The 16,074-nt window shown below is 67.3% G+C and carries 18 protein-coding genes; 6 read left to right on the top strand and 12 right to left on the bottom strand.

The window, feature by feature from the left end; all coding sequences use genetic code 11:
* Nucleotides 1–48 precede the first annotated feature (48 nt).
* A complete protein-coding gene (locus tag ACFWPH_RS08050; protein ID WP_378748846.1) occupies nucleotides 49–903 on the top strand; it encodes an SOS response-associated peptidase in 855 nt (284 codons plus the stop codon).
* Nucleotides 904–951: 48 nt separating this feature from the next.
* On the opposite strand, the gene ACFWPH_RS08045 is transcribed toward ACFWPH_RS08050, so the two are convergent.
* From ACFWPH_RS08045 to ybaK, 3 genes are all read right to left on the bottom strand, one after another.
* A complete protein-coding gene (locus tag ACFWPH_RS08045) occupies nucleotides 952–1,257 on the bottom strand; it encodes a hypothetical protein (protein ID WP_378748845.1) in 306 nt (101 codons plus the stop codon).
* 216 nt (nucleotides 1,258–1,473) lie between these two features.
* Nucleotides 1,474–2,166 (bottom strand): guanitoxin biosynthesis heme-dependent pre-guanitoxin N-hydroxylase GntA, encoded by a 693-nt coding sequence (gene gntA, locus ACFWPH_RS08040; protein WP_378748844.1) that lies wholly within the window; start codon nucleotides 2,164–2,166, stop codon nucleotides 1,474–1,476.
* A gap of 400 nt (nucleotides 2,167–2,566) precedes the next feature.
* Entirely contained in the window at nucleotides 2,567–3,058 is a 492-nt protein-coding gene (gene ybaK / locus ACFWPH_RS08035; RefSeq protein WP_378748843.1) for a Cys-tRNA(Pro) deacylase, read from the bottom strand.
* Nucleotides 3,059–3,299: 241 nt separating this feature from the next.
* On the opposite strand from ybaK, the gene ACFWPH_RS08030 reads away from it, so the two are divergent.
* Nucleotides 3,300–3,965 (top strand): sigma-70 family RNA polymerase sigma factor, encoded by a 666-nt coding sequence (locus tag ACFWPH_RS08030; protein WP_086007777.1) that lies wholly within the window; start codon nucleotides 3,300–3,302, stop codon nucleotides 3,963–3,965.
* A 20-nt stretch (nucleotides 3,966–3,985) separates the two neighbouring features.
* Complete coding sequence (rsrA, locus tag ACFWPH_RS08025) at nucleotides 3,986–4,252, top strand: mycothiol system anti-sigma-R factor (protein ID WP_033243597.1); 267 nt, start codon at nucleotides 3,986–3,988, stop codon at nucleotides 4,250–4,252.
* 181 nt (nucleotides 4,253–4,433) lie between these two features.
* Here rsrA and ACFWPH_RS08020 read toward each other — a convergent pair whose 3' ends face one another.
* On the bottom strand, nucleotides 4,434–4,508 hold the full coding sequence (locus tag ACFWPH_RS08020) for a 50S ribosomal protein bL37 (protein WP_022597109.1): 75 nt from the start codon (nucleotides 4,506–4,508) through the stop codon (nucleotides 4,434–4,436).
* A gap of 147 nt (nucleotides 4,509–4,655) precedes the next feature.
* Here ACFWPH_RS08020 and ACFWPH_RS08015 point away from each other — a divergent pair, with 147 nt between their 5' ends.
* Entirely contained in the window at nucleotides 4,656–4,871 is a 216-nt protein-coding gene (locus tag ACFWPH_RS08015) for a biotin/lipoyl-binding carrier protein (protein ID WP_378748842.1), read from the top strand.
* Here the strand turns inward: ACFWPH_RS08015 and ACFWPH_RS08010 are convergent.
* Complete coding sequence (locus ACFWPH_RS08010; RefSeq protein ID WP_378748841.1) at nucleotides 4,852–6,015, bottom strand: hypothetical protein; 1,164 nt, start codon at nucleotides 6,013–6,015, stop codon at nucleotides 4,852–4,854. The two genes, ACFWPH_RS08015 and ACFWPH_RS08010, sit on opposite strands and share 20 nt — an antisense overlap.
* Nucleotides 6,016–6,213: 198 nt before the next feature.
* On the opposite strand from ACFWPH_RS08010, the gene ACFWPH_RS08005 reads away from it, so the two are divergent.
* Nucleotides 6,214–7,728: a sensor histidine kinase gene (locus ACFWPH_RS08005; RefSeq protein ID WP_378748840.1), complete on the top strand. Its 1,515-nt coding sequence runs from the start codon at nucleotides 6,214–6,216 to the stop codon at nucleotides 7,726–7,728.
* 220 nt (nucleotides 7,729–7,948) lie between these two features.
* Here ACFWPH_RS08005 and ACFWPH_RS08000 read toward each other — a convergent pair whose 3' ends face one another.
* On the bottom strand, nucleotides 7,949–8,203 hold the full coding sequence (locus ACFWPH_RS08000) for a WhiB family transcriptional regulator (protein WP_033243220.1): 255 nt from the start codon (nucleotides 8,201–8,203) through the stop codon (nucleotides 7,949–7,951).
* A 251-nt stretch (nucleotides 8,204–8,454) separates the two neighbouring features.
* Complete coding sequence (locus ACFWPH_RS07995) at nucleotides 8,455–9,402, bottom strand: diacylglycerol kinase family protein (protein WP_280460181.1); 948 nt, start codon at nucleotides 9,400–9,402, stop codon at nucleotides 8,455–8,457.
* A gap of 103 nt (nucleotides 9,403–9,505) precedes the next feature.
* On the opposite strand from ACFWPH_RS07995, the gene ACFWPH_RS07990 reads away from it, so the two are divergent.
* Complete coding sequence (locus ACFWPH_RS07990; protein ID WP_378748839.1) at nucleotides 9,506–9,922, top strand: hypothetical protein; 417 nt, start codon at nucleotides 9,506–9,508, stop codon at nucleotides 9,920–9,922.
* 34 nt (nucleotides 9,923–9,956) lie between these two features.
* Here the strand turns inward: ACFWPH_RS07990 and ACFWPH_RS07985 are convergent, their stop codons facing one another.
* The 5 genes from ACFWPH_RS07985 to ACFWPH_RS07965 form a co-directional block, all read right to left on the bottom strand.
* Entirely contained in the window at nucleotides 9,957–10,442 is a 486-nt protein-coding gene (locus ACFWPH_RS07985) for a GNAT family N-acetyltransferase (RefSeq protein WP_378749441.1), read from the bottom strand.
* Nucleotides 10,443–10,563: 121 nt separating this feature from the next.
* Nucleotides 10,564–11,163 (bottom strand): acid phosphatase, encoded by a 600-nt coding sequence (locus ACFWPH_RS07980; protein ID WP_378748838.1) that lies wholly within the window; start codon nucleotides 11,161–11,163, stop codon nucleotides 10,564–10,566.
* A 741-nt stretch (nucleotides 11,164–11,904) separates the two neighbouring features.
* Nucleotides 11,905–12,411 (bottom strand): nitroreductase/quinone reductase family protein, encoded by a 507-nt coding sequence (locus ACFWPH_RS07975; protein ID WP_378748837.1) that lies wholly within the window; start codon nucleotides 12,409–12,411, stop codon nucleotides 11,905–11,907.
* A 37-nt stretch (nucleotides 12,412–12,448) separates the two neighbouring features.
* Complete coding sequence (locus ACFWPH_RS07970; RefSeq protein ID WP_378748836.1) at nucleotides 12,449–13,735, bottom strand: PQQ-binding-like beta-propeller repeat protein; 1,287 nt, start codon at nucleotides 13,733–13,735, stop codon at nucleotides 12,449–12,451.
* Nucleotides 13,736–13,867: 132 nt separating this feature from the next.
* The gene (locus ACFWPH_RS07965; RefSeq protein ID WP_378749439.1) at nucleotides 13,868–15,652 is read right to left on the bottom strand and encodes a DEAD/DEAH box helicase; all 1,785 of its coding nucleotides are present in this window, start codon (nucleotides 15,650–15,652) and stop codon (nucleotides 13,868–13,870) included.
* Nucleotides 15,653–16,074 lie beyond the last annotated feature (422 nt).

The following is a 16,074-nucleotide window of genomic DNA, read 5'->3' as shown; positions in this document are numbered from 1 at the left end:
GGGTCGCAATTGTCTCGATCTGTCGGTATTCGATGCGACCATCGGAGTATGTGCGGACGTTATGCGACGACGACGAACCCCGGGCGCCTCGCCGCGGAGTTGGACGCCCTCGATGAAACCGGTCCCGCCCATTCGGAAATCCGGGCGGGGAGCGCCGGTGGATCGGGTGCGGCCGGATCCGATGCCGGCCCGGACCAGCGGCAGTGGGCGAACTACAACGTCGCCCCCACCACGCAAGTCCTCACCGTGGTCGACCGGCACGATCACGACGACCGTGGCGACGACATCCACCGCCGGATCCGCCGGATGCGCTGGGGCCTGATCCCGCACTGGACCAAAGCGGCCGAACCCGGCGTGCCCGTCAAGGGAAAGCCCCTGTTCAACGCCCGTGCCGATAAGGCGGCGAGCCTGCCGTCGTTCCGGGACGCGGTGAAGTACCGCCGCTGCCTGGTCCCCATGGACGGCTGGTACGAATGGCTGGTCGAACCCGATCCGGCCGGTCCGGGGCGCGGTAAGAAACCGAAGGTGATCAAACACCCGTACTTCATGTCGCGGGCCGACGGTTCGCGGCTCTACATGGCGGGCCTGTGGTCGGTCTGGCGCGACCGTTCCCTCGACGACCCGCGGCCGCTGCTGTCGTGCACCATCCTCACCACCGACGCGATCGGGGATCTCACCCGCATCCACGACCGCATGCCGCTACCCATGCCGCAGGAGCACTGGGCCGCCTGGCTGGACCCCGACCACCCCGCCCCCGCCGAACTCCTCGAATCCCCCGGCGAAGAATTGGTCGCCCAGATCACGGCACGCCCGGTGCCGCCCCTGGTGAACAGTGTGAAGAACAACGGCCCGGAACTCCTGGCTCCGGCCGACGGCACCGCCGAACAGCCGACGTTGCTGTGAAACCGGGTGCTTCCGGGGCGGGTGAACCGCCCCGGAAGCACCCGCCGGTCAGCTACCCAGCGGGCAGCTGATCGCCGGGGTCGCGATACTCAGACCACATTTGAGCAGGTCGGCGCTGAGATCGATGGTTTCGGAGAGAATGCCGCCGCCCGCTTTTTCCGCACGTTCGGCCGGCCCGTTCTCCGATTCACCGTCGTCGGTGGAGCCCTTCTCACCGCCGAGTGGATATTCGCTCGGCGCCGCATATGCGGCCGGTGCCGCGAGCGAGGTCGTCAGCAGGGCGGGGGCAACGGTCAGCGCCGCGGCCGCGGAGACGGCGACGAACACGGTGCGCAGGGGTTTGCGCGGGGACATATCGCATCACATCCTCGGGTCGGTCCAACTCCTCGCCCACAAGTAACGCATACAAGGGTGCGCTACCAGCGGATTCCCGCGCGGTACGCGGGCGAGTTGCCCGGTTTCGACGTGTGCGGCGCAGTCAGGCGCCGGCGCGGCGCAGCGGCCGGCGGCAACGCCGCGCCGCCGGTTGCGCGCACCTTCCCGAGGCCGGGGTGGACCTGTTGTCGCGGATCAGTTCCCCGGGACCCCGGCCAGTTCGCGATCTTCCGTCGTGGGGCGGGCCGCGAACGGGCATTGCCAATCGGCGGCTTTGGGGCGCCCGGAGTACCGCCGCGCTTCGGAAAGCTGTTCGTACTCCAGCAGATTGGGGTTGATATCGCCCTGCAGCGTGATGTCCTGTTTGCGGATCTTCTCCGCCAGCCGATCCCACATACCGGCCGATTTGATCAGCCCGAACTGTTCATGGGAGTTGAACGCCAGCATCGGAAACGGTGGCCGGCGGCCCAGCCGCCGATGCGTCTCGTGCAGCCCGATAACGAAGAACGGGTGGCCTGCCACGCTGTATCCGAATTCGCCGGACTGTGGGTCGGACGAATACCCGGGCGCCCACTGGTACCTGTCCGCTTCCGCCTCGTGCAGCAGCTGCAGGTGCTGCCAAAGCAATTCCTCGAAACGTAACTCGTCCACCCCGCGAGGCTGCTCGAAGGTGGCGATGAAGCTGGTGAACTTCCGCGGGTTCCAGTCCGCATCGCCAACGTATTCGGCAAGATCGAGTGCCATCAACCGAGCCGAATCCTCGCCACCCATCACGTCGTAGTGGCGGTGCGTGATACCGCCTCGGCGCCAGGCGGAGCGGCCCGCCAGACAGGCGAACCGGTCTCCCAGGAGGAACTTCTCCAGTTCAGCTCGCGCGTCCGTCGTCAATCCCGGTGTTCCTTTCAACCACGTATCTTCGTTCGAAGGACAGGTCGGCGATCCACCTGGTGAACCCACCCGCCTCGACCGCACTGCGCTGCCGATCCTGTCAGTCGATCGGCACTGTGCGCGAATCGGGGGAATCCTGCGGATCTGCACCCGGTTGCGGCGGCCCTGCTACGGGGCAGCAAACAGTCATCCGGACATGTCGCGGATCACAGCGGACACGGCTCCGGGCCGGCTGCCGGGGGATCGGTTCGCCTGTGCCGGCCTGCTCGGTTGACCTGCTGGTTCGCCATCGAGAACCTGTTCGCTGCGCTCCGCGCCCACCCGAACCGGTCGATCACCGCCCGCCCCGTCGGCAGGCGTCTCCGGGACATCATCGGCAGCGCGGCCGGATCTGGAGCGTTCAGGCAGTGACCGCGGCGGTAACCGCGCCGGTCAACCGGATCAGATCCGCCGGAGCGACTTCGATCTCCACCCCGCGCTTACCGGCGCTGCAGAACACGGTTTCCCAGTTCAGTGCCGAGGCATCGATCACGGTCGGGTGGCGGCGGCGCTGCCCCAGCGGCGAGATCCCGCCGAGCACGTAGCCGGTGGCGCGTTCGGCCTTCGCCCGGTCCGCCATCGTCGCCTTCGGGGCCCCGAGCGCGGCGGCCGCCGCCTTCAACGACAGGGTCTGCGGGACCGGGAGCACCGCCACCGCGAGGGATCCGGTGGACAGTTCCAGAACCAGCGTCTTGAAGATCTGCCCGGGCGCTGTCCCGAGCCGCTCCCGCAGCGCCTCGACCGCTTCGGTGCCGTAGGAGTCGCTACGCGGGTCGTGATCGTAACTGTGCACGGTATGTCCGGCCCCGTCCGCGAGCAGTGCGCGGATCGCCGGTGTGGCGCCTGCTGCCATGGCCAGCACCTTAACCCGGGAACACTTCGCGACCGGTGCGGGTTGTACGCGGCAGATACAGCGCATCGGGCGGGCCGTGCCCGGCCACCGGTGCCCAACCCGTTAGAGCGAAGGAGCGACGGTGCCCGTTCTTGTCGAACAACGCCCGATCACCGCGGATCCGGCCCCGGCGCGCACGCGGTTCTTCTCCGACTTCACACTCCCGGTAGATTTGGCTGGTGAACCTATCGAAGGGACACGTGTGACGAGCGAGGACGACGTGGCGACCGGAACCGGCGCCGACGAGCGGCCTGCCGAACAGCCGGAAACCGGCGCCGAACTGGACCGGCGGTTCGAGCGGGACGCGCTACCCATGCTGGATCAGCTCTACGGCGCCGCGCTGCGGATGACGCGTAACCCCGCCGACGCCGAGGACTTGGTCCAGGAGACCTATGTCAAGGCCTATGCCGGTTTCAAATCCTTCAAAGAAGGCACCAACCTGCGGGCCTGGCTGTACCGGATCCTCACCAACACCTACATCAACTCCTACCGGAAGAAACAGCGCCAGCCCGCGCAGTATCCGACCGACGAGATCACCGATTGGCAGCTCGCGGCCACCGCGGAGCACAGTTCGACCGGTCTGCGTTCGGCGGAGGTCGAGGCCCTCGACGCACTCCCGGACGACGACATCAAGGCCGCGCTCATCCAGTTGCCGGAGGAATTCCGGATGGCGGTGTACTACGCCGATGTCGAAGGTTTCCCGTACAAGGAAATCGCCGACATCATGGGCACACCTATCGGTACGGTGATGTCCCGGCTGCACCGCGGCCGGAAACAGCTGAAGGGTCTGCTCGGCGATGTTGCGCGCGAACGCGGGTTCAACCGCACCGCCGAGTCCACCGAGGTGCGCCAGGAGGTCAAGCAGTGAGCACCGAGCACGATCCCGATATGGAGCTCGACTGCACGGCGGTACTGGCCGATGTCTGGTTGATGCTCGATGGTGAGTGCGATGACCGCACCCGCGAACGGCTCCAGCACCATATGGACCACTGTGCGCCGTGTATCGAAGCCTACGGTATCGAAGAGAAGATCAAGAGCCTGCTCAGCCGCAAATGCGGCGGCGACAAGGCCCCGGATTCCCTCCGGGAACGCCTTATGGTGGAGATCCGCAGCCGCTCGGTGACGATCACCACCGAGGAGACTCCCGCCGAATAGGCCGTCTCCTTCCCGGGAAAATACGCGGCGGAACCGGTGCCCGCCGAATACCGCCGGCCGGGAATCGGTCACGGACTTGCCGGTCCGTGTGCGGCTGAATACCCGGCGGCCGGCCTCGGACGAGAAAACCCGCACTCCTCAGGAGTGCGGGTTTCAAACGTTCCGTACCTGTGCCGGCGGCTCAGGCGTTGGGACGTTTGCCGTGATTGGCGGCATTGCCCTTACGGCTGCGCTTCTTGCGGCCACGCTTACCCATGGGTAGCTCCCTCCTGGGGACGTTTCCCGCGACTGCGGGGAGTAGATATCGATCTCGGCCATTGTTTCACGTGTGATTGGCTGTACCGACGGCGGTACATCGGGCCGTGTAACCCGATACCGGAACGAAGCGGACGAACGAGGTGTCATGGCCGAAGAAGTGCGGGCGGAAATGGTCTCCACGGTGCTCACAGTCGAGGTCGCGGTGGGCGACCAGGTCGCCACAGACCAGACGCTGGTGCTGCTGGAATCCATGAAAATGGAGATCCCGGTGCTCGCCGAGGTCAGCGGTTCGGTCGCCTCCATCGCCGTCGAACCCGGCCAGGTCCTCCAGGCGGGCGACCTCATCGCCGTGATCGATTGATTTCTGCGGCCGTCGCGCTCGCCGCGTTTGGTCCCGCTGTGGGGGTGTCACCGCCGAGGTACGCGCCTGGGTCCCGGCCCCCGCCCCGGATACTGTCGGCCGGCGCCCGGTGCCGGGGCTGTGCGTCGCGGTAATGCTCGGCGACCGCGTTGAAGGCTTCCTTGGGTTCCCAGGGCATATCCGGGTAGGTCTCGCCGCAGCCGTCCGGTAGGACCTTGACTATGCCGAGGCCGGCGAGGTCGAGGTCGTCGCGCGGGTCGCCGGTCGTGCGGTGGGGGTAGTTGTACAGCGCGAAGAGGAAGACGAAGGTGCTGTCGACGCCTTCGGAATCGAAGATCTCCAAGAGTTCGCGCAGGTAGTCCGCCTGGCCGGCCTCGTCCCGGACGTAGTCGCCCGTCAGGCGGACGGGGTCGCCGTGCGCGTCGTATTCGACGATTTCCATACTTCGCGGCGCCACATCACCGGCGCCACGCCAGGTGGCCGTGCCGAAGCCGGTGACGGCCACCGGTTTTCCCTGTGCGACGAGGCTGCGGACACCTGCTCGGAACTGGTCGGCGACCTCGGCGGAGCGGAGGAGTTCGATGGCGAGGAAGTCGAACGGGGACCAGTCGATGCGTTCGAACGGTATGCAGGCGTAGGTGATCTTGCCGTGGAAGTGTTCGCGGATCGCCGGTAGCGCGCTACCGAAGAAACCGTCGAGCCGGGCGCTCACCTCGGCGAATCGTTCGGCCCGGTGCTCGGGATCGCTCAACAGCAGGTCCAGTCGTTGCTCCACGGTGTCGCCGGGGACGAAGCCGCGGTTCATGATGCTCAGTTCGACCCCGGCCACGAATACCATCTCGGCGCCCGTCCGGCGCAGCCGCTCGGCCCGCTGCGCGCAATCGGTGAGCAGCATCAGTATCTCGCCGGGATTCAGTTCCAGCGGGTAGGGCGAGAACCAGACCTCGAGCCCCAGTTCGGCGGCGCGGCGGGCCGCGAGTTCGAGCCGGTCGGGGTCGCCACCGATGATCTGGACGGCATTGCAGTGCAGATCATCGCGGATGATCGCGAGTTCACGCGCGACCACTGCCGGGTCGAAGTCCGGCCGCGAGATACGGCCGCCCCGGATGAATCCGGTGTCGTAGGTCATTCCTCTGCCGCGCATTTTGCACGCTCCGTTCGTCGATCCGGCCCCATGACGAACCATAGGCGAAAAAGTTGCGTGCACGCAATATTGCGTGCACGTAGGTTATGCGTGCAACCGGTCACAGGGTCCATCGACCGCACGGCGCCGTGCGGCCTCGAAGGACTGGATCGGCGGGGGCCGGAATGCCGCACGCGGCGGGCAGGCCAGAATTGGCTCATGTCCACACTGAGTGATCTGCTGGCCGAACACACCGATCTCCCCGGGGTGGCGGTGGATCATCTGCAGCGCGTCGTCGGGGACTGGCAGTTGCTCGCCGATCTTTCGTTCGCCGATCTGCTGCTGTGGGTCGGGGCGGGGCCGATTCAGGATGGCGCCGATATCGTGTGTGTCGCGCAATGCCGGCCCACCACCGCGCCGACCGTTCATCTGGCCGATCTCGTGGGCTCGGTGGCTCGGCGAGCGGATCATTCGCAGGTATTCGACGCGCTGATCAGCGGGGAGATCGTGCGCACGGATGCCGAGGGCGAGGCGGCGGGGGTGTATCACCCGCACCCGGTGCAGGCGATCCGGGAGGCGATCCCGGTGCGTTGCGGTGACGATGTGATCGCGGTGCTGAGCCGCGATACCGACCGGCAGCGTTCCCGGGTGCGCAGTGGCCTGGAGATCGCCTATGTCGCGTGTGCCGACGATTTGTGCCAGATGATGGCCGACGGGTCCTTTCCGACCACCGAGGACCGTGCCGCCACCCATTCCAGCCCGCGGGCCGGGGACGGGTTCATCCGGCTCGATACCGAGGGTATCGTCACCTACGCCAGCCCGAACGCCCTGTCGGCGTATCACCGCATGGGTTTGCAGGCCGATCTGGAGGGGCAGGATCTGGCGACCACCACGCGATCGCTGATCACCGACCCGTTCGACGCGCAGGAGGTAGTGGGCGATATCCAGGCCGCCCTCGCCGGGCGTACCGGCCGCCGGATGGAGGTCGAGGCGCGTGGGGCGACCGTACTGTTGCGCACACTGGTGCTGCGCCCGCACGGCGAGCTGGCCGGGGCCGCGGTGCTGGTGCGCGATGTCACCGAGGTCAAACGGCGCGACCGCGCACTGCTCAGCAAGGACGCCACCATCCGGGAAATCCATCACCGGGTGAAGAACAACCTGCAGACCGTGGCGGCGCTGCTGCGGTTGCAGGCGCGGCGCACCGAGAACGAGGAGGCGCGGGTGGCGCTCACCGAATCGGTGCGACGGGTCACCTCCATCGCCTCGGTGCACGAGATGTTGTCCATGTCGGTGGACGAGGAGGTCGATCTGGACGAGGTCGTGGACCGGCTGCTGCCGATCATGGCCGATGTCGCGACCGTGCATACCGCCCGGATCACCGTGCGCCGGGCGGGTTCGCTGGGAGTTTTCTCGGCCGAACGCGCCACACCGCTGGTGATGGTGCTGACCGAACTCGTGCAGAACGCCATCGAGCATGCGTTCGACGGCGGCCAGAACGGAACGGTGACCATCCGCGCAGAGCGTTCGGCCCGCTGGCTGGACGTGATCATCAGCGATGACGGGCGGGGGCTACCGGCCGCTTTCAGCCTGGAGTCGTCCGACAGTCTGGGGCTGCAGATCGTGCGCACACTGGTCACCGCGGAACTGGGCGGATCCATCGGATTACACCCCGGTACCGATATCGGGACGGATGCGGTACTGCGGGTGCCGTTGGGGCGTCGGGCGGCACGCTGATACCCGGCGGAAACTCGCCGGTTTCAATTATGCATACCGCTGATCGGCCGTGGCCGGAAACACCGCCTATTTTTCGGGCGACTTTCCGGCAAATTGCGGATTCATCTCCGGTCGGCGGCTCTTTATAAACTACGGCCCGGCACCAGATTCACTGGTGCCGGGCAATCCACGACTCCCCGGGCCGGGCTGAAAATGGTCCGGTAGTCGCTTCCCCGCGTTCTCAGACAGCCGTACGAGTGCGGGTGCGCGCATTGCGACGTTTGAGCGCGCGCCGCTCGTCTTCGCTCATACCGCCCCATACACCGGCGTCCTGCCCGGAACCCAGAGCCCAGGACAGGCATTCGGCGGTAACGGGGCAGCGGGCGCAGACCAGCTTGGCATCGGCAATCTGCGCGAGCGCAGGACCACTGTTGCCCACCGGGAAAAACAGCTCAGGGTCCTCATCGCGACAGATGGCCTTATGGCGCCAGTCCATTCCTTCTGCTCCTTTGTAGGGCGCCACAGGGCGCCGATCGGTTGCTGGATCGTTCACTTGTGCGAACTGAATGTTTCCGCACGGTTGCTTGTGAATGCTTTCACGAACACCGTAGATGTCAATAGGTATCCGACGCACCGTGGGGAAGCTCACGCACTGAAGGCCCCACGAGGAGACCTGCCGCAGTCCTTTTTACTCGCCTACGCCGGTTTCCGCAGCACAAACGGGATTTGTTTCCCGGATGCGCCAGTTCATACCGGTCGTGGAGCGACCACATCGAGGACGTCCGGCACAGCGGTGAAATCCACCACGTCGCGCCTGCCGATGAAGTCGCCGTCGATTTGCAGGCCGATCGGCTCGGCACTCGATATGCGCACCGACGGGACGTCGTCGTCACGAAACAGCTTCCGCGACTTCGGCTCGGAGTGTGGCGACAACAGTTGCGTCGCCAGCCGAAGTGTAGGCAGTAATGCCATGGTTCGCACGGCGAACACACCGAGACCCGATTCGAACCTGGTGCCGGGATTGGTACATACCGGTGTCGCATTCAGATAGGTCCACGGACTGGTGTTGGTGACGAATGCGTAATGCACGCCCGAAACAGGCTCGTGGCCCGGAACGTGCACGGTGACTTCCGGTTGCGCCCGTTTCGCGCGGAAGAACTGCGCCACGGTGGTGCGCACATAGCGCGCCGGTGTCGCCGACCGTCCTTTGGCGCGGGCCGAATCGATGGTGGCGCACACCTCCGCGTCGAGGCCGACCCCGGCGCTGAAACAGAACCACCGGTCATCGGTGATGCCGAGCCCGATACGGCGATCCCCGTCACCGGCTTTGAGAAGGTCGATCAATTGATTGGTCGCCGCCACCGGATCGGGTTTGATATCCAGTGCGCGCGCGAACACATTGGCCGAACCACCGGGAATGATGCCGAGCCGGGGCCGCCACGCCTGGCCGTCGTCGACCTGCGGCAGCGGTACGAAACCGTTGATCGTCTCGTTGACCGTCCCGTCGCCGCCGTGCACCACGATGAGATCCATCTCGTTGGTTGCCGCCCACTGCGCCAATTCGGCGGCATGACCGCGATGCTGGGTATGCGCGACCGTCAACTGCGTTCGGCTCTCCAGGGCGTGCGCGAGCAGGTCACGGGTCGCCGCCGTGGTAGAGGTCGCATTGGGGTTGACGATCAACAACGTCCGCATGGGGTAATTCTGGCCCGCCCGCGATACACCGGTCCAAATGCCTCGGACTCGGCGCCGAACACGCGCCCGCGGGCATCGGGAAAACACAACTTAAGCTGGCGGGGTGGTCGAGCGAAAAGACGTTGGTGTGCCCGGGACCGTGCGTGGCGCCGGTGGGCTGGTGACGCTGGAAGGCGCCGTCGCGGTGACCGTGGCGGTGGTGCTCGTGGTGCGGGCGCTGCTGGGCCACGAAGAGGACGCGATCAGCGGTTACGGCACGGCCATGTGGTTCGGGATCCTCGGCGGCGCGGTACTCGCCTCCGGTATCGGCCTGTTGCTGGGACAGCGCTGGGGGCGGGCCATCGCGGTGATAACCCAGCTGTTGCTGTTGCCGGTGGTGTGGTCGTTGTTGTTCGGCTCGGGACAGCCCCTCTACGGGACCCTGCTCGGCGTGGTGGCGCTGGGGGCGCTGGGCCTGCTGTTCGCCCCGCCCACCTCGCGCTGGGCCGCCCAGGAGTACGGGGTGACGGGCGAGGAATAAGCGCCGCGGCCCGGATATAGCCGAGCGCGAGCCGTTACCGCTGCGAACCGGCGGTCGCGGCCAGCGCGGTCAGAGCCGGACCGCTGAGCCGGTAGCCCACCCAGTCGTCCTGGACCTGCGCACCCAGGGATTCGTAGAAGCCGATCGACGGCGTGTTCCAGGTCAGTACCGACCAGCTGACCCGGCTGTAGCCGTGCGAGTGCGCCTCGTGCGCGAGAGCGGCCAGCAACGCCCGGCCGAGCCCGGTACCGCGCGCCTCCGGAGTGACATACAGGTCTTCGAGATAGATCCCGTGGACGCCGTCCCAGGTGGAGAAGTTCAGAAACCAGATGGCGCATCCCGCGACCGTGCCGTCCACGAGTGCCACATGGGCGAAGACGGCCGGGTGCGGGCCGAACAATGCGGTGTCCAGCTGCTCGGCGGTGAGCGTGCACTCGTGCCGCGCCTCCTCGTATTCGGCCAGCCCGTAGACCAGATCGACCAGTGCGGGAACGTCGCCGGGTTCGGCGCGGCGGATCACCGGGTCGGCAGCGTGGGACACGACATCTCCTTCGGTTGTGTCAGGGCAGGGCGTCGAAGTAGGCGGCACGGGTGGTGGTGACGAAACACGGTGATCAGCGGCATTCGGTCCGGTGACCGTCTCATACGGTGCCCGGTCGCAGATTGTGCGCCCACAATGTGGGTTCGTCGTGCTCGTAGCCCAGTACGCTGACCGCGGCCGTCGCCAGCGCGAACCGCCGGCCCTCCTGGACCGGGAAACGGAGCCAACGGGCGATCAGGGCGCGGGAGAAATGCCCGTGCCCCACCAGGATCACATCGCGCTCGCCGAGCGCGGCCGTCGCGGCGCCGAGTACACGGTCGGCCCGCGCACTCACCTGGGCTGCGGATTCACCGCCGGGCACCGCGCCGGTCCAGATGGTCCAGCCGGGGTCGCCGGTGCGAATCTGCGGTGTGGTGCGGCCCTCGTAATCGCCGTAATCCCATTCGGCGAGGTCCGGTTCGATCCGTGTGCCGGTCAGCCCGGCCAGTTCGGCGGTCCGCTGCGCCCGGGCGCGCGGGCTCACCAGGACCATCGGGTCCCGCAGCCCCAAACCGGCCACCACCGGACCGGCCGCCGTGGCCTGACGTTCACCGGTCGTGGTCAGCGGTAGATCGGTGCGGCCGGTGTGGCGATGCTGTACCGACCAGCTGGTCTCGCCGTGGCGCAGCAGCACCACACGGGCGTTCTCGGAGCCGGGCATACGCACCATGATGCCGGGCGCGGAATCCGGACTGCCCTGCCGAGGTCGTGGTGCCCAGCACATAGGCGGCAATCGCGCCGGGGCCCCGATCGACGTCCCCTGCCGACACAGTCCTTCGGCCGAAGGCGAATTCAGTGGAGTCCGTCGGTCTGGACCGGACCCGATGGAATCGAGCGCCCAGGCGCTGAGGCCGGGCCTCCTGCCGGTCTGGCCGCGACCGGTGTAATCCGCCGCCGCGGTCAAGAACACAAGCGACTCTTGTGGGGCCGGGATACTGCGCAGTCTTCGGCTCGGGCGGGATGCCGGTGCGGTAGCGGCCACAGCGCCCGGCGCCGACGACGGCAGCGTCCCCATTGGGCACACCGGTCGGGAACGTCCGCGCCCACATCCCCGCCGAACACCCCAACCGTCGCCCGCGCCGGTGCAGTCTGTCGGCGCGGCCAGGGGGCGGGGTGGTGGCCTGCTGATCTGGGTCGGAGGCCGGCGGGTCAGCCCTGTCGGGGATCCGGTGGCCTCGTCCCTGGCCGCCGATCCCGGTAACCGGGTGCGGTGATACGCAGCGCGGCGAACCGATCGGGGTGCCGTTGTGCACCGCCGGTGCGGGTCCCCTCGCTTTCCGAGTCGGCGGGAGGGCCGGCCTCTGTATGCTCCGGTCTCGGTGATGTGGCCGCGGGCCATCGACCCCGTCGGTGGCCGGGCCGGCGACCGAGGCCCCTGGACGACCTGCCTCTCGGGCCTCGGTCAGCGCGAACCGGCCAGGGTGAGGATCACCAGGGGGATGGGGCGCTCGGTGGTGGCCTGGAAATCGGCGAGTAGCGGATTGTTCGCCAGTACCCAGGCAGCGAACTCGTCGTAGGCGGCGCCGGTGAGGACCCGGGCCGTGGCGTGGTGCACGTGATCGCCCAGCTCTACGATCACCGCCGGATCCGCCCGCACATTGTGGTACCAGGACGGGTACCCGTCGTCGACGAGCGAACTGATGTAGAGGGTTTCCCCGCGATACAGCGCGGCAAGCGGAACCACATGGCGCTTACCGGTTTTCGCGCCCGTCGTGGTGAGCAGCAGCAGCGTCGCATCGGCATAGGCGCCGCCGACGCGCCCGCCGTTCGCCCGGAATTCGCGGATCACCTCGGTGTTCCATACCGCCGGAACATCTTCGGTGTGCTGGTTCCACGGCGCGTCGGGATCGTCGTAGCGGGAGGTCTCGGCCGTGGGGGCCGCATCGGTGGGCCGGGCTGCTTCTGTCATACCCGCCAGTGTGCCCGCGGGTACCGACAAAAACGTTTCACCGCAGTGGTTTTGCCGGTCGGTCCGCCTCGGCGTCGCCGGTTTCGGGGGCATCCGGATCGGCCAGTGCTACGAGTACTCCGTCGCGATGTTCCAGAACCGTGTTGCCGAGCACTCCGAGCGAGATCGGGCCGCCGCGATAATCCGGCCGGTCCACCGGTATCCGGGCGATTTCGGTGCCGTCGGCGGGATCGAGGGCCGCGATCGCGCCCGGTACCGGAATCAGGAGCCGGTCGGCCATGAGCACCGGAGCGCCCAAGGCGTCGGCCGCGGTCCACATCGGGTCGAAAGTACTGGCCTGCAGTGCGATCACGCTGTTACCGGTGAAGACGAGGAATGCGGAACCGGCCCGGACGGTGGTGGTGGTTTCGTCGAGTGGCGCCGAGAGTTCCTGCACCACCAGCGGATTACCCTTGGCGTCGAATATCGTCAGGCGGGGTGCGGCCGCCTCGGGACCGTCGGCTCCGGGCTGATAGACCGCGATCCGGTTGTCGGAGACCGCGATAACCCGCGCGTCGGGCGAATCCGCACCGGGACCTTCCAGGATCCGGGAACCGTACTCCTCGGGCACATTGTCGTCCTTGGGCGCGGGTGCCAGTACGGTGAGCCGCCCGGCCGGATCGCCCGGGCAGCGTTCCAGCACCACCAGTCGCGACGAACTCGAGGCCGCCGATCGCAGCTCGCAGTCGTGCCGCGGCTGGGTCTTCCAGTTCTCCTTGGCATCCACATAGCCGTATTCCAGGGTGCGGACGAGATCGGAGCGCCACACCTCCAGCCGCCGCGGCCCGTGCGCCACCACGTAGGTGCCGTCGACCGAAAGCCGGACCTGGTCGTCCATATAGCTGCTGCGGGCGGTGCGGCGGCGGCCGTCGGCGCCGGAGAGCATGGTGGTCTCGCTGCAGCCACGCTCACTGCGGTACACCGCGATCACCATGCCGAATTGCGCTTCGACGCCGCACAGCGGCAGATCGCGGCTATAGCGCCACACCTGATCACCGGTGCGCCGATCGTGACCGGTCACCGTACCGCCGTCCGCGGTGACGGCCACTCCCTCGGAAGTGAGTGCGCGGTCGGTCGCGGTATCGGGCGCACGCCACAGTTCGCGCAGTTCATCGGGAAGTTCACGGGCCGCCGAGGGGGTGCGGGCGGGCTCATCGGCGACCACCGATTCGGTTCCGGCGATATCGCTGCTCACCCACGCCACGACCACCGCGATCACCACAACGACGGCGATCGCGGCAGCGGTGATGACATCGGCGCGCGTTCGCCGCTCAGGTGCGAGCACGTACGCGAGCCTAACGGATGCGGGCCGGGCGCCCGGACGGTGCTCGCGGCGCCGCGCGGCCGGCGCCGTGCACGAAATGACTCGGGCCGGCGGTTCGGTAACCGCCGGCCCGAGTCCTCGTCCTGCCGAGCGTCACTCCGGTGCCGAGGCGCCGTTCGACATGCTGGGTGTCGCGTCTGCGGATGCCGGGCCGTCCGAATTCTCCGCTACCCCGGTTTCGCCGCCGGCGCCCTTGTCGGCCGGTTTCCGCCGCCGGCGGCGCCGCGCGGGCTTCTCGGTGTCGGCGGCGGTTTCCCCGGTGCCGGACTGCTCGGCTGCCTCGCCGCCGTTCACGTCCGCCGGCTCCGTGCCCTGGTTCGCATCGTCCGCGGCACCCTCGCCGGTGGTGGAACGCCGACGACGACGCTTGCGGCGTGCCGGGCCGGCTTCCCGATCCGCGTCCGTCTCCGCGCCCGCCGGGCTGTCGCTCACCTCGGAAGGGGCCTCGGCATCCGTCGACTCGACTGTGCCCGTACCGTTTTCGAGCGGCTTTCCGCCGCGGGTGCGCCTGCGGTTGCGTTTACGCGGGGCGCGCTCCGGGCGTTCGACTACCACCGCGTCCGGATCGCGTTCCGGTTTCCGCGCGCCGACCGTACCGGTCACACCCTCCGGGATCCCCAGATCGGAGAACAGATGCGGCGACCGCGAATATGTTTCCACCGGCTCGGGGATTCCCAGCCCGAGCGCGGCATCGATCGCCGCCCAACGGGTGAGTTCGTCCCAGTCGATCAGCGTGACCGCCACACCCGTACGGCCGGCCCGGCCGGTACGGCCGATGCGGTGCACATAAGTTTTCTCGTCCTCGGGGCACTGATAGTTGACGACATGGGTGACATCGTCGATATCGATACCGCGCGCGGCGACATCGGTGGCGACCAGTACGTCGATCGTGCCCCTACGGAATTTCGACAGCGCTTTTTCGCGGGCGATCTGCCCCAGATCGCCGTGCACCGCGCCGACCGCGAAACCACGTTCGCCCAGTTCGTCGGCGACTTTCTGCGCGGTCCGCTTGGTCCGGGTGAAGATCATCGTGGCGCCGCGGCCCTCGGCCTGCAGAATCCGGGCGATCAATTCACCTTTGTCCAGCGCATGCGCCCGGTACACGAATTGCGCCGTGCGATCGTGGACCGCCGAATCGTGCGGTTCCTCGGCCCGGATATGCGTCGGCCGGGTGAGGAAAGTACGGGCCAGCGTGATGATCGGACCCGGCATGGTCGCCGAGAACAGCATGGTCTGCCGTTTATCGGGCACCATGCCGAGAATGCGTTCGATATCGGGCAAGAAGCCCAGATCGAGCATTTCATCGGCCTCGTCCAGCACCAGGACGCCCACTTTTCCGAGAATCAGATGCTGCTGATCCGCGAGATCCAGCAATCGGCCGGGGGTCCCGACGACGACATCCACGCCTTCGCGCAGGGCCGCGATCTGGGAATCATAGGGGCGACCGCCGTAAATGGACGTCACCCGCAGCGGCCCACGTTCGCTGCTGACGTATTTCGCCGCGTTCTCCAGGTCCTTGGTCACCTGCAGGCACAGTTCGCGCGTCGGCACGATGACCAGGGCGCGCGGGGTGCCGTCCAGCGGGGTGGTCCCGGATTCCACAGTGCTGATCCGATGCAGCAGCGGAACGCCGAATCCGAAGGTCTTACCCATCCCCGTACGGGCCTGGCCGATGAGATCCTCACCGGCCAGCGCCAACGGCAGAGTCAGTTCCTGGATTGCGAAAGTACGTTCGATACCCATCTCGCCCAGAGCGCGCACGATTTCCTCGCGCACCCCCAATTCGGCGAAAGACGGTGCGGTATGTCCGGCATCCAGCTCGGCTGTCAGCAGCGTTTCCGCCAGACCCGGTTCCGGTTCTACAGTGATCTTGCTCAGCTTCGTGCCTTCCCTCGTTATCGCGCTACACGCGCACGAGGCGTGGGGCGGACCGGTCGGCCCACGACAACCACGGATCCGCCCTGCGATATTCACCCGGGCCGCCGCCGGATGTCGGCAGGTGCCCGGATGACGGACAGCGAAGCTCGGACATCGGCGCAGCGCATCGGTGACGCGGATCTGGTGCGCGCACATTTTCCGTGGACTCCGTAGAATTCCTCGCTACCGCTCCGCCCACCCGCGGTGCGCGACTTTCGGCGCTGCCGATTCCAACGGATCGACCGAAATTCTTCGGATGTCCGTCCGCGATTGTAGCTGTGTTTTTTTGCGCCGCCTCCGGCGGCGCGGGTTTTGGCCCCTAGAGGTCCCTGCGTTCAGCACTCGATACTCGCGGCTGCGCCGCATCGTATCGAGTGCTGAAC

The sequence above is a fragment of the Nocardia sp. NPDC058499 genome, from assembly GCF_042719915.1.
In the GTDB taxonomy this organism is placed as follows: Bacteria; Actinomycetota; Actinomycetes; order Mycobacteriales; family Mycobacteriaceae; genus Nocardia.
Note: the sequence above shows the minus strand (reverse complement) of the source record. Positions and strands in the feature narration are given on the sequence as shown.

Excerpts from the sequence above, each read along its gene's own strand:
- ACFWPH_RS08050 (WP_378748846.1), top strand. The coding sequence starts at position 49 with ATGTGCGGACGTTATGCGACGACGACGAACCCCGGGCGCCTCGCCGCG.
- ACFWPH_RS08045 (WP_378748845.1), bottom strand. The coding sequence starts at position 1,257 with ATGTCCCCGCGCAAACCCCTGCGCACCGTGTTCGTCGCCGTCTCCGCG.
- ybaK (WP_378748843.1), bottom strand. The coding sequence starts at position 3,058 with ATGGCAGCAGGCGCCACACCGGCGATCCGCGCACTGCTCGCGGACGGG.
- rsrA (WP_033243597.1), top strand. The coding sequence starts at position 3,986 with ATGGAGCTCGACTGCACGGCGGTACTGGCCGATGTCTGGTTGATGCTC.
- ACFWPH_RS08015 (WP_378748842.1), top strand. The coding sequence starts at position 4,656 with ATGGCCGAAGAAGTGCGGGCGGAAATGGTCTCCACGGTGCTCACAGTC.
- ACFWPH_RS08010 (WP_378748841.1), bottom strand. The coding sequence starts at position 6,015 with ATGCGCGGCAGAGGAATGACCTACGACACCGGATTCATCCGGGGCGGC.
- ACFWPH_RS08005 (WP_378748840.1), top strand. The coding sequence starts at position 6,214 with ATGTCCACACTGAGTGATCTGCTGGCCGAACACACCGATCTCCCCGGG.
- ACFWPH_RS08000 (WP_033243220.1), bottom strand. The coding sequence starts at position 8,203 with ATGGACTGGCGCCATAAGGCCATCTGTCGCGATGAGGACCCTGAGCTG.
- ACFWPH_RS07995 (WP_280460181.1), bottom strand. The coding sequence starts at position 9,402 with ATGCGGACGTTGTTGATCGTCAACCCCAATGCGACCTCTACCACGGCG.
- ACFWPH_RS07980 (WP_378748838.1), bottom strand. The coding sequence starts at position 11,163 with ATGCCCGGCTCCGAGAACGCCCGTGTGGTGCTGCTGCGCCACGGCGAG.
- ACFWPH_RS07975 (WP_378748837.1), bottom strand. The coding sequence starts at position 12,411 with ATGACAGAAGCAGCCCGGCCCACCGATGCGGCCCCCACGGCCGAGACC.